Origin of the sequence: Nafulsella turpanensis ZLM-10 (assembly GCF_000346615.1) — a bacterium.
Classification (GTDB): domain Bacteria; phylum Bacteroidota; class Bacteroidia; order Cytophagales; family Cyclobacteriaceae; genus Nafulsella; species Nafulsella turpanensis.
Genome location: NZ_ANNU01000048.1, coordinates 1 through 11,993, shown reverse-complemented (window position 1 = coordinate 11,993; position 11,993 = coordinate 1). Strand labels below are relative to the sequence as shown.

At 46.6% G+C, this 11,993-nt stretch carries 14 protein-coding genes; 9 read left to right on the top strand and 5 right to left on the bottom strand.

Annotated elements, in window-relative coordinates; all coding sequences use genetic code 11:
• Positions 1-89 precede the first annotated feature (89 nt).
• Positions 90-848 carry a phosphatase PAP2 family protein gene (locus F752_RS24525; protein ID WP_017733079.1) on the bottom strand — a complete coding sequence of 253 codons (759 nt, stop codon included), beginning with the start codon at positions 846-848 and terminating at the stop codon, positions 90-92.
• A gap of 92 nt (positions 849-940) precedes the next feature.
• Here F752_RS24525 and F752_RS0117645 point away from each other — a divergent pair, with 92 nt between their 5' ends.
• Both F752_RS0117645 and F752_RS0117640 read left to right on the top strand, forming a co-directional pair.
• On the top strand, positions 941-1,375 hold the full coding sequence (locus F752_RS0117645; RefSeq protein ID WP_017733078.1) for a DUF3127 domain-containing protein: 435 nt from the start codon (positions 941-943) through the stop codon (positions 1,373-1,375).
• 302 nt (positions 1,376-1,677) lie between these two features.
• Positions 1,678-2,010 carry a hypothetical protein gene (locus F752_RS0117640; RefSeq protein ID WP_017733077.1) on the top strand — a complete coding sequence of 111 codons (333 nt, stop codon included), beginning with the start codon at positions 1,678-1,680 and terminating at the stop codon, positions 2,008-2,010.
• A gap of 87 nt (positions 2,011-2,097) precedes the next feature.
• Here the strand turns inward: F752_RS0117640 and pruA are convergent, their stop codons facing one another.
• From pruA to F752_RS0117620, 4 genes are all read right to left on the bottom strand, one after another.
• Positions 2,098-3,732: an L-glutamate gamma-semialdehyde dehydrogenase gene (gene pruA, locus F752_RS0117635; protein WP_017733076.1), complete on the bottom strand. Its 1,635-nt coding sequence runs from the start codon at positions 3,730-3,732 to the stop codon at positions 2,098-2,100.
• 109 nt (positions 3,733-3,841) lie between these two features.
• Positions 3,842-5,950 carry a SpoIIE family protein phosphatase gene (locus F752_RS0117630; protein ID WP_081604600.1) on the bottom strand — a complete coding sequence of 703 codons (2,109 nt, stop codon included), beginning with the start codon at positions 5,948-5,950 and terminating at the stop codon, positions 3,842-3,844.
• Between the two features lie 137 nt (positions 5,951-6,087).
• The gene (locus tag F752_RS0117625; protein ID WP_017733074.1) at positions 6,088-6,795 is read right to left on the bottom strand and encodes a YjjG family noncanonical pyrimidine nucleotidase; all 708 of its coding nucleotides are present in this window, start codon (positions 6,793-6,795) and stop codon (positions 6,088-6,090) included.
• A gap of 1 nt (position 6,796) precedes the next feature.
• Entirely contained in the window at positions 6,797-7,195 is a 399-nt protein-coding gene (locus F752_RS0117620) for an ArsR/SmtB family transcription factor (protein ID WP_017733073.1), read from the bottom strand.
• A gap of 110 nt (positions 7,196-7,305) precedes the next feature.
• Between F752_RS0117620 and F752_RS0117615 the strand changes: the two genes are divergently transcribed.
• The 7 genes from F752_RS0117615 (at position 7,306) to F752_RS24515 (ending at position 11,921) form a co-directional block, all read left to right on the top strand.
• Positions 7,306-7,962, top strand: coding sequence for a carboxypeptidase-like regulatory domain-containing protein (locus F752_RS0117615; protein ID WP_017733072.1), 657 nt, complete (start codon positions 7,306-7,308; stop codon positions 7,960-7,962).
• A gap of 64 nt (positions 7,963-8,026) precedes the next feature.
• Positions 8,027-8,848, top strand: a complete 822-nt coding sequence (locus F752_RS0117610; protein WP_017733071.1) for a ZIP family metal transporter — start codon at positions 8,027-8,029, stop codon at positions 8,846-8,848.
• Between the two features lie 274 nt (positions 8,849-9,122).
• Complete coding sequence (locus F752_RS0117605; RefSeq protein ID WP_017733070.1) at positions 9,123-9,980, top strand: ABC transporter ATP-binding protein; 858 nt, start codon at positions 9,123-9,125, stop codon at positions 9,978-9,980.
• Entirely contained in the window at positions 9,970-10,698 is a 729-nt protein-coding gene (locus tag F752_RS25540) for a hypothetical protein (RefSeq protein WP_017733069.1), read from the top strand. Before F752_RS0117605 ends, F752_RS25540 begins: the two co-directional genes overlap by 11 nt.
• The gene (locus tag F752_RS0117595) at positions 10,695-11,084 is read left to right on the top strand and encodes a GntR family transcriptional regulator (protein WP_017733068.1); all 390 of its coding nucleotides are present in this window, start codon (positions 10,695-10,697) and stop codon (positions 11,082-11,084) included. The genes F752_RS25540 and F752_RS0117595 overlap by 4 nt, the downstream gene beginning before the upstream one ends.
• A complete protein-coding gene (locus F752_RS0117590; protein WP_017733067.1) occupies positions 11,068-11,295 on the top strand; it encodes a hypothetical protein in 228 nt (75 codons plus the stop codon). Before F752_RS0117595 ends, F752_RS0117590 begins: the two co-directional genes overlap by 17 nt.
• A gap of 146 nt (positions 11,296-11,441) precedes the next feature.
• On the top strand, positions 11,442-11,921 hold the full coding sequence (locus F752_RS24515) for a DUF2279 domain-containing protein (protein WP_017733066.1): 480 nt from the start codon (positions 11,442-11,444) through the stop codon (positions 11,919-11,921).
• Positions 11,922-11,993: the final 72 nt, after the last annotated feature.

Genomic DNA, 11,993 nt, shown 5'->3' with positions numbered 1-11,993 from the left:
TAAAATTAGACGTGGCAATATAACAGAATGCTTCAACAAAGTGGCAACTTTTACATGAAAGGCCGCTTAAGTTTCTCAACGGGTGGTGGTTAGCTTTGCTCATCGGCCGTAACCTGCGGCTCTTTACCTTTACGGGCATAGTGGAAACGGACAAAAGTAAATATGGCAATAAATACCGCCAGGCAGGCCCCGCCGGCTGCGAAACCCGCCAGCACGTCGCTTGGGTAATGCACCCCCAGGTATACCCTGCTCAGACCTATTGATAAAATAAGGATACTTAAAAGGATGCTTAAAGTCCAGCGAAGCCAGGTGGTATCGACCAGTCGCCAGACCAGGTAAATCAAAAATCCGTAAAAGGCAATTGCACTCATGGAGTGTCCGCTCGGGAAGCTCATGTTCCCGGCCTCAGCCAGGTGCTCTGCCGCGGGCCGGGGCCGGTTAATCCAGCTTTTTAACCAGCGGTTGAGGCCGCCGGCCACCAGCAGCACCATGCTGGTTTGTAAAGGGAAGATAAAGCTCCGGTAGCGGAGGTAAAAAATTATGAACAGCAGCACACCGAAAATAATATAAGCCGTGCGGTCGCCCATCCAGGTCACCACCAGCATAATATTCGTGAGCCCGTCGGAGCGAAGGGCATGAACAGGGCCGGCCACGGAAGTATCAAAACGAACCAGCTCTTTGTCCCTTAACTCTTCCAGCAGTTCCCCGAAAGCATTGACCAGGAAAGCGCCCATTAACAGGCTCAGTAAAATTCCCAGGAGCAGCCCGAGGTAGGAATGGTAAGACTCATAGAAGTCGGCATAGAGCTTTCGGAGACTTCTTGCCAAATCATTAAAATTTACCTGCATTACGCTATTTTTTAGGTTTTTATATATCCTTTTTGACAATATTATTAGTAACTTTATGAATTGAAAATTGATTGACGACAGAGGAAAAACGCATGAATTTAAAAGGAACCATCAAAGAAATTTTCGACACTCAGCAAATCTCCGACCGCTTTAGCAAGCGCGAATTTGTGGTAGAATATGTCGATAATCCGCAATATCCGCAGTACGTAAAATTTGAGATGACGCAGGATAAATGCGATCTGCTCGACCAGTACAAAGTAGGCGATGAGGTGGATGTGCAGTTTAACGTTCGCGGCCGCGCCTGGACTAACCCACAGGGCCAGACGCAATATTTTAATACTTTGCAGGCCTGGCGGCTCGATGTAGCCTCCTCGTCAGACGGTGCTCCTGCACCTGCTGCCGCAGGAATATCTGCCGCCTCTGCCAACAGCGCTCCCGCTCAGCCTTCCTGGATGACAGCTGAAGATAAAGACCGTGCCGGAGGCAGCAGCTTTAGCTCAGAGGAAGAAGATGACCTGCCTTTTTAAGGGCTTAGGCAATAATAATTAGATGCTAAAAGGCGCCAGTGGATACTCCGCTGGCGCCTTTGTTTTTTGTTTATCTGGCCTGGATGAATAGCTCTTGCCGTGGGTGGCCCTCCATTCAAAACTTTACACGTCTGGAAAGCGAAACCATTATGTGGACTAAGCGATGAAAAGACACTTACTGTATATTGTTGAAAGCTAAAGGATGTACTGTTTCAGCGAAGATAAAAGTTGATTTGTTTTAGAACAAAACCTACTTTTACTTATATTTATGCATCCTCAACAAGCACAGTCATTCATCAGGCATGAAATCCTTCTATTTTCTTCTCTTCCTTCTTTTCTGCACAGGAACCTCCTGTACAGATGATTTTGAAACAATAGTTTTAGAAGATCCTTCCCCGGCCATAACGGCACCTTTTGAGCACGCCACCTTCTTTCTACATATCCGGGAAGAATATATTCAGCTGGAGAAAAAGGAAGTTGAAAAAATTGATGCCAACTGGATAAAATCAGTCGAAGTATGGGAAGCCCGTAAAGCCGCCGAGAAGTTCGGCACTTCCGGCCAATACGAAGCAGTGGCTTTTGAGGTATACCCTGAAAGAGAGGATCAGGTGCTGGCGATAATTGGAGAGGAATAAACAGCTCATTCAGCAACAAAAAAGCCGCTACCCATACAGGCAGCGGCTTTCTCTATTGTCTATTCGCTAACTTCTAACCTCTAAATTCTACTCATCTTTGCCCATGAAAGGGTAGCGGTAGTCGTAAGGTGGCACGAAAGTTTCCTTGATGGTACGGGCAGATACCCAGCGCATCAGGTTTTGCATCGCTCCTGCCTTATCATTTGTTCCGGAAGCACGGGCACCACCAAATGGCTGCTGTCCAACCACGGCACCGGTTGGCTTATCGTTAATGTAGAAGTTACCGGCTGCATGACGCAGCTTCTGCACGGCCAGCTCTATAGCGTAGCGATCCTGCGAAAGAATAGCTCCGGTAAGCGCATAAGGCGAAGTGCTGTCGACCAGCTCGAGGGTTTCTTCAAAGCGCTCCGGCTGATACACATAAATAGTAACGACCGGACCAAAAATTTCTTCGCACATGGTGGCGTAAGATGGATCTTTAGAAAGAAGTACGGTCGGTTCAATAAAGTAGCCCTTCGACTTATCGTAATTACCACCGGCAATTACCTCTACCAAATCAGACTGCTTCGCCTCATCGATATACTTGCTGATTTTATCGAATGACTTTTCATCGATTACCGCATTGATGAAGTTTTCGAAATCTTCCGGTCCACCCATTTTCATGGACTTCAAGTCATCGACCACATACTGGCGTACTTCGTCCCACATATTGGCAGGAATATATACCCTCGAAGCGGCAGAACATTTCTGGCCCTGGAATTCGAAGGCACCCCTTACTATAGCGGTTGCTACGGCACGAGCATCGGCCGATTTATGGGCCAGGATAAAGTCCTTACCACCGGTTTCGCCCACAATGCGCGGATAGCTCTTATAGATATCGATGTTTTCGCCAATGGTTTTCCAGATGGTTTTAAATACCTTGGTGCTACCGGTGAAATGGATGCCTGCAAATTCAGGGTGCTTGAAGATAACATCGCCGGCGGTAGGGCCATCGACGAACACAAGGTTAATTACACCATCGGGCACCCCGGCTTCGCGGAATACCTGCATAAGTACGTAGGTAGAATAAACCTGTGTTTCGGCTGGCTTCCACACTACGGTGTTGCCCAGCATAGCCGGTGCCGTTGGCAGGTTACCGGCTATGGCTGTAAAGTTGAATGGCGTGAGGGCAAACACAAAACCTTCGAGCGGGCGGTGCTCCAGGCGGTTCCACATACCAGGTGCAGAATTTGGCTGCTGCTGGTATATCTCCGTCATGTAATATACATTAAAGCGAAGGAAATCCGCTATTTCGCAGGCAGAGTCAATTTCGGCCTGAAAGGCATTTTTGGACTGGCCCAACATGGTGGCCGCATTCATTTTAGCCCGGTAAGGGCCGGCAATCAGGTCGGCGGCTTTCAAAAAAATGGAAGCCCGCATTTCCCAGCTCATATTTTCCCATTGCTCTTTGGCACCCAAGGCGGCATTAATAGCATCCTCTACATGGGAGGCATCGCCATAGTGGTAGTGGCCTAAAATGTGCTGGTGGTCGTGCGGGGGGCTCATGGGTCTTTTGTTGCCGGTGCGCACTTCTTCAGCACCAATATACATGGGCACATCTACCTGAGTATTGCGCAGCTCTTCAATTGCTGCTTTTAATTTTTTCCGCTCAGGTGAACCCGGTGCATAATCAAGGATAGGTTCATTCTTTGGAGCAGGAACTTTAAAAAATCCGTTGGCCATAACTATATCTTTTTATTGCTTTTGAGATGAGCAAAGTTAAAAAAAAATAAAGCCGGGCAAAATTTATCTTCCCGGCACTGATTAGAATACATTTAAGGCAGCAAATTGTTTACCGAAGGCTGCAGCCCAGGATTAAGATATCATCAAGCTGTTCGTAGCCCTGCATCCATTTTTCAAGCTTTTCTTTTATCATCATCCGCTGCCGGGTCATGGGCAAATCATGAATCCGGAGGAGGAGTTCGTTCAACTGCTTTTCGCTGAACTTCTTATCATTTTCGCCCCCGAACTGGTCGCGAATTCCATCAGTATACAAATAAATTCTGGTAGGCCGGTGAAAGCTAATGGTGTGGCAGGTAAAATGCTTCAGGGACTCGGGGTGCTGACCGCCTATATGTAGCCGATCGCCTTTTATTTTGTAGAACCGCTCATTTTGCACATAAAATAAATGGTTGCGTGCTCCTGCAAAACGAAGCTCTTTTTTCCCGAGGTCTACCACACAGAGGGCCACCTCCATACCATCGGCATTGTCTGTCATTTCCTGGTTAAGCACCTGCCGAACATAGGTATCGAGCCTGCTGAGGATGCGATCCGGCTCATAAATACCTTCCAGCTTTACAATCTGGCTCAGGTAGCCATCGCCAATCAGCGACATAAAGGCTCCGGGCACACCATGGCCGGTACAGTCGATGGCGGCAATAAACAGCTTGTTATCCTGCTCCTCGAACCAGAAGAAGTCGCCACTCACGATATCGCGCGGCTGCAGCCATGCAAAAGCATCCGGAATTTTACCTTTCAGTTGCTCAGCCTGTGGCAGCATGGCATACTGTATATTTCGCGCATACAACAGGCTGTCTTCATTATCCTTATTCTTCTGCGCAATGGTTCGGCTTTGTTTACTGATTTGCTCATTGGCCAGTTTTAAGCTCCGGGCCTGTACAAACATGGCCTTTTTCTGCTCCTCCAGCCTGCTGTTTTTCCGGATAATGGCCTTGCTTTTCTCCTCAATCTCCTCCTTTTGCTTCAGTAGAATTTTATTGACTTTGCGCTTCTGGCTATTATTTCGGAATAAAACGGCTGCAAAAGCCAGCAGGCCCAGAAAAAGACCAATTAAGCCATTTCGGATGAGCAGCTGGCGTTCCAGCTCATCTTCTTTAATGATTTTATCCTTCCCCAGCAGGTTCAGTCTGGCTTCTTGGCTTTCCAGCTCAAACTCATTTTGCAATTGCTGCAGACTCAGGGAGTTTTGCTGGTTGTAGAGCGAATCGTGCAGCTGGTAAAACAGCTGGTGGTAACGGTAAGCCTGCTCGTAATCTGCTACTGCGGCAAACCTCTCCGACAGGTATTGATAACAGTTTTTGATGATGGTACGGAGGTTATTCTTTTGCGCCTGTTCCAGGGTACTGTTCAGAAAAACATCTGCCCGGGCATAATCCTTTAGCTGAATATAGAGGTAGCCAATCTGGGACTGGCACTCCTGCAGGGTTTCCATTTCGGTATTGGGGCTGCTCAGATACATTTCCCTCGCCTGCAAATGATACCTGAGTGCCTGCGAAGCATTTTTCCCCGACTCCCATGCAATGCTGCCCAGGTTAAAAAACACATCGCCAAGGCCGGCCGAATCTTTTTTGGCCTTATAAATTTCGTACGATTTTAGGGTGTAAAAGCGGGCACTGTCGTATTGCTGCTGTTTCAGGTAATAGTAGCCCAAATTGCTCCAGCTGACGGCAGCGGCATTGATTCCGTAAAGCCCCTGCTCCAGCTCAGCCGCCTCTCTGGTATATTCTATTGCTTTTTGGTAATTTTTTTGGGTGCTGTAATAATAGCCTAAACTCAGGAAGCAGCGGGCAAGGTAATCATCATTCTTTTGCTCCCGCGCCAGTTCAATGGCAGTTCTGTAGTGCTTCAGGGCCTGGTAATAATGCCCCTGCATATCATGGCCCATCGCCAGACTGAGGGCACTGATGGCCCTGCCCCGCTCGAACTGCAGGCTATCGGCCAGCGCCATCGCTCGTTTGGCATATACTAAAGGATTCTTTTCCCCCGTTGATGCATAATGGTCGAAGAGCCAGTTGAGACGAATAACAGTGGTGGTATCGAATGGGGACTGTTCCGTCGTTTGTTCGAGGCTATCCCAGAATGACAAGGCTTCCTGCGAATAAGCAGTGAAAGCCTGCAGCAGCAAGACAATCAGAACAAAAGAGGTACACGCTTTCCTCATACAATTCAACTCACCAAACAAACATTTAACAAACTTAGCAAATATAACAGGCCGAAGGCAATTATAGGAAAAAATTAATTTTTTTTAGAACAGGAGATTTACAGCAAAGAACTTCTGCTGCTGCTTCCGCAGAAAAGCTACAGGAGGTTTTTAAGTTCCGAGAGGCAGCGGATTTCATGCTGAACATGCATAAAATAATCACGACCCAGCGGGTTGTAATAGATATGGTCGATACCCGCATTCTGCGCTCCCAGTATGTCGGTTTTAAGGTTATCACCTATCATGAGGCACTCCTCCGGCCGGGCTTCAATCTGCTGCAGAAAGGTTGAGAAATAAGCTTTTTGCGGCTTTTTAAGCCCCAGTGCCTCGCCGGTAAAAACAGCCTCAAAGAAATGAAGGATACCGGCTGAATTTAGTTTTACAGCCTGCACATCGTCAAAACCATTGGTAAGGATAAACAGGGGGTACTTTTTCCGCAGAAATTCCAGCATATCCAGCGCATAGGGAAGGAGCGCCTTTTTAGTAGGACAAAGTGTTACATAATCCTCTCCGAGCCTGGCGGCCAGGACTTCATTTCTTACGCCCAGTGCTTCGCACACCAGCTGAAAGCGGCGGACCCGCAGCAGGTTCCGATCCATTTTTCCCTCATCACTTTGCGCCCAAAGTTCCCCGTTTACCTGTTTAAAGGTTTCCTTAAAGCTATTTTCACAGCTCACCCCAAGTCTTGCCAGCTCATACTTTTCATAAAGATCCGAAAGAGTGTCGGCCGAATTCTGCTCAAAGTCCCAGAGGGTATGGTCAAGGTCGAACAGTATATATTTGTATTTTTTAGCGGGTAATGACATTTTAATCGGTTTTAGCGGCTGTGGTTATGGCGCCTGTTTTAAGTTTATTAGCAGCTAGCTCGCGGTTAGAGTATAGAATCTGGTACACTTCCAGGTCTTTTTTCAGCTGCTGGTCCTTCTCCAGAAATTTAATTACCTGTTTTACAATTTCGTATACCTCCTCCTTAATAAAGTAGATAACGTACAAATCTTGTCGGCGATAGCTAAGCAGGCCGGAGTTTTTAAGATAGGTAATATGCCGGGAGGTTTTCGTTTGGGTAAAGTCGAGCGTATGCTCCAAATCCGATATGCACATTTCCTTATTCTGGTACAGGAGGTGCATGATTCGTACCCGTGCCTCATCAGAAAAAGCCTTGAAAATTTGGGTGCCCAGCGAAAGACTAAAATTTTTAAGCCGCATCAGCAGTAAAACTTATGGTATAAAGGTAGACGGTTGGGAACCAATTTAGCGTTAAAATATTATTAATATTGACAAACATACTTTAATTTAGAACTCTAATTACTGCTATCTTGAACAAGCAATTTATCAAATCTATTTTTTCTTCCCTCCTCTTTTCCCTGATTTTATTGCTGTCGGCCAGCAACTTACAGGCGCAGCGTAAGCCGCCGGTCGTGCAGTTTTCAGGAATTGTGCTGGCGGCGGAAGATAGCAGTTCTGTTCTTCCCGGTGTCCATGTGTATGTTCCTAAAGCGGGCAGAGGAACCAGTACCAATGCGCTTGGCTACTTCAGTATGCCCGTACTGGTAGGCGATAGTGTGGTGGTAAGCGCCGTAGGTTATCAGAAACAGTACTTTAAAATACCCAACGATAAGGGCGACCAGATTACGGTCATTATTGAAATGAGTGAGGATACCACTTACCTGCCCGAAATAGCCGTTTTTCCTTATCCTACCGAAGAAATGTTTAAAGAGGCCATTCTGGCTATGGAGCTGCCCGACCAGGAAAACAGAGATTTTCTGGCAGAAAATATGAACCCCGATTTACTGGCCCTGATGCTGGAAACCACTCCTATGGATGGAAGTGAGAACTTTAAGATGTACCAGCAGCAACAGTTCCAGCAAATGCATAACCGCTATTTCGTACCCTCTAACCCTTTCTTTAACCCGCTCAACTGGGCCAACTTTATAAAGTCCATTAAGAGAGGAGATTTTAAGAATAATAAGTAAAGACTAAACAAAGCAGAACAATTTTATATTTTTGCAGAAGATACGCAAACTATAAAATTGATTCATGGATACATCAGCCTGGTTTGCTGAGCTCTCGCCTGTGGTACAGGCTTTGCTGGCAACACTTTTTACCTGGGCCGTAACGGCAGCAGGTGCTTCTGTTGTTTTTCTTTTCCGCTCTTTTAAACAAACGGTACTGGATACCATGTTGGGCTTTGCCGCCGGTGTAATGATAGCAGCAAGCTTCTGGTCTTTACTTGCCCCTGCCATTGAGCTGGCCGAAGAAGTAAACGGAGTAGCTGCCTGGGTACCTGCTGCTGTTGGTTTTCTGGCAGGTGGACTTTCTTTATGGCTGCTGAATAAGTACCTCCCACACATCCACCCTACCCTTGCCCACGGCAAAAAAGAAGGGGTAAAAAGTAACCTCCACAGAAGCATCCTGCTGGTGCTGGCCATTACTATTCACAATGTGCCGGAAGGCCTGGCAGTTGGGGTATCTTTCGGAGCTGCCTCACTCGATATACCAGGTGCTACGCTGGGAGCTGCCATTGCCCTGGCCATTGGTATAGGCCTGCAAAACTTTCCGGAAGGGACATCTGTGTCTGTTCCCCTGCGCCGCGAAGGCTATTCCCGGAGGAAAAGCTTCTGGTACGGACAGTTATCGGGCATCGTTGAACCGGTGGGTGGCGTTATAGGTGCGCTACTGGTGAGCCAGGTTCGCCCGATATTACCCTACGCCCTCTCCTATGCCGCCGGTGCCATGATTTTTGTGGTGGTTGAAGAGCTGATTCCCGAATCGCAAATGGATAGGCACCGCAACTGGGCCACTCTCGGCGTTTTGGGAGGCTTTACCATTATGATGATACTGGACGTGGCTTTAGGCTAGCGTGGAGAGACAGGAGATTTTAAAGTTTCAGATATAAAAACTTTAACAGAATGGCCCTGCTCTTGAAGCAGGGCCATTCTATTGCCGTTGGCTGTCGGCCGTACTCTTCTCCCTTTTTCTCTTCTGCCACTCATCCTTTTTTACCATCCTTTCATCCGGCCATTTCACCACTTTTGCACAATTTCATAAATTAATTTTACCGGATATTTGAAAATAACAATTCTAATTTTACATTTGTAGTGTACTACTTCACTAATACACTAAAATCAAAAGGATGGTGGAATTAAAAAATATCCATTTCAGCTATAAAAAGAAGAAGAAGGTGCTCTTTAACGGGCTTAATCTGCAGCTGAAAGGCGGCTACATCTATGGGCTGCTGGGCAAAAACGGAGCGGGAAAAACATCTCTCCTCAAACATATGGCAGGCCTGCTCTACCCAAAAATGGGCGAATGTCTTATTAAGGGGCAACAGGTAAAGGAGCGCCAGCCGGAGGTAATGCAGGAGCTCTGCATTATTCCGGAAGAATTTGCCCTTCCCGCTGTCAGCATTAACGCTTATGTTGCAGCTACAGCTCCCTTTTACCCCCGTTTCAGCAGAGAGCAGTTTAGCCTATACCTCCGGGAATTTGAACTGACGGCAGAAGAAAAGCTTTCTGCCATGTCGTACGGACAGAAGAAGAAGTTTATGATAGCCTTTGGCCTGGCTACCAACGCACGCCTGCTCCTTCTCGATGAACCCACCAACGGGCTCGACATTCCTTCGAAGAGTCAGTTCCGCAAAATTATTGCCTCAGCCCTTGAGGAGGAGAAAATAATTGTAATCTCTACCCACCAGGTACGCGACCTTGAAAACCTTATAGATGTGGTAGTGGTACTGGAGCAGGGCCAGATTGCATTCCAGCACAATATCGCCAACATATCAGAAAAACTGCGCTTTGTGCAGGACACCAAAGGCTTTTCGGCAGATGAAGTGCTTTACCAGGACGCAGCGGGTGGCCGGCAGCCCGGCATTGTAAAAAACCTGCAGGGAGCAGAATCCCGGGTGGACCTGGAATTACTCTTTAATGGAATTATGAAAAACCCGGCAGCCCTGGAGGCCGTCCTAAACAAACAGCAAGATTATGTTTACTAACAGCTATAATCCACAGCGACAGCTACTATTAATAAAAAGGCAGCTGACTGTTTTTCAGCAGCCACTACTGACAGTGGTTAAGTTCGGCCTTATTGCCCTCCTTACCCCCGTTATAATAAGAGCCTTCATTGAACCTGATGATTTGGCTGGGCTTCAGGCTTACTTCCTGTTTGCCTATTTATTCGGAGGCTTTATACTCACCAGCCATGTTTTTAAGGAATTGCATTCTCCCCACCAGAGTTATTTTTTCCTTACCCTTCCTGCCTCTGCACTGGAAAAGCTGCTGGGAGCATGGCTTCTTACAGTTCCACTTTATAGTCTGGTTTATATAGTGGCAAGCTTTATCGTTTTCTTTACAGGTCATCTTATTACCGGAGAAACTTTTGCTTTTGCTTCCTTCTTTAATGGATTTGGTGAAGCAGTCCTGGGATACCTGGCCATACAACCCATCTTTCTTTGGGGAGCGGCTTATTTCAGGAAGAACAACTTTCTAAAAACCGTGGGGAGTGTTTTTGCATTGGGTATCTGCCTTACCATTTTCACTACCATACTAATCCGGTTAATTATTGGTTACACCATGATTACGTTTACTGCTCATGGCGAAGGAAGCTCTCTTCCTTCAGGCATGTTTGAAAATTATGTAGAGATTTTCTTTTGGGCACTTGGGCCATACATGCTGCTGACCACTTACTTCACCTTAAAGGAAAGGCAGTTATGATGGAGTTTAAGGAGAACCAGGCGATTTATTTACAGATTGCCGACCACTTCGTGGAGAATATACTCCAGGAGAAGTGGAAGAGCGGAGAGAAGATACCCTCAGTACGAGACACTGCCGTAGAATTCGAGGTAAACCCCAACACGACGATGCGCACCTTCAGCTATCTGCAGGATAAAGGCATCATCTTTAATAAGCGCGGTCTGGGCTATTTCATTTCCGACGATGGCTATGACAAAACCATGGCACTTAAAAAGGAGCAGTTTATTCAGGAAGAGCTACCAACCCTCTTCCGCAGCATGGAATTGTTAGGCATTACCTTCGCCGACTTAAAAATCTATTACGAAAAATTCAACCAAAACGGACACTCCCATGAAAACCAGCAATAAACTTCTGACAGGTCTTTTAATAGTCCTTTTCCTGACTGCTATAGGATTTGTGCTAATTATAAAGAAATCTTTGAACGAAGAAAAAAGGCCCCTTCCGGAATTAAAAGAAGAATCCTCTCTGAACTTCTATGAGAAGAAAGCAGACGCTGGCCGTCTCCTGCACTTCCCCATTGCCCTCCTGCAGCATAGTTTGTTAAAGGGGGGGCGGTAAGGTGAAAAGGAAACCTTTAGCTAACCTGCTATTATTTACTGCTTCCTACCTTCCTTTGTCAGTTTGAAAACTATGAATTTAAATAAGGCAAAAATTTCAGGACAAACAGAAACTTTGTAATATCAGGATCATTAGCTGGCTTCAACATGCGCATCTTTTTTACCCTCAGCCTTTTACTGCTCCTGCAAGGCACCGTTTACTGCCAACAGTGGCCCGACAGCCTGAACAGAAGGAAGCTTTATACTGCCATTGCCACTGAGGCGGCTTTCTATACTGCCGGCATTAGCTATCTTCAATTTATTTGGTACCGCGACAAGGAGCGGGTACCTTTTCACTTTTATAATGATGGAGCCGGTTACAAGCAGATAGATAAGTTTGGCCATGCCTATGGTGCCTACATAGAAAGTTATATTGGCTACCATTGGCTTCGGGCTGCCGGGGTAAAGCGCAACAAGGCGCTAATCTATGGCGGAGGCTTAGGCTTTGTACTGCAGGCGCCTATTGAAGTTTTTGATGGTTTATATGAAGGCTGGGGCTTTTCTGCATGGGATATACTGGCGAATGCGGCAGGCTCCGGAATTGTTATTGGCAATGAGCTGCTGTTCGGGGAGCAGCTGGTAAAGTAGGTAATGATGCCAAAAATAGTTGGTGACATTTACCTGTAAATTGTATTTATTTAAGAATGTAAATCTGAAGAG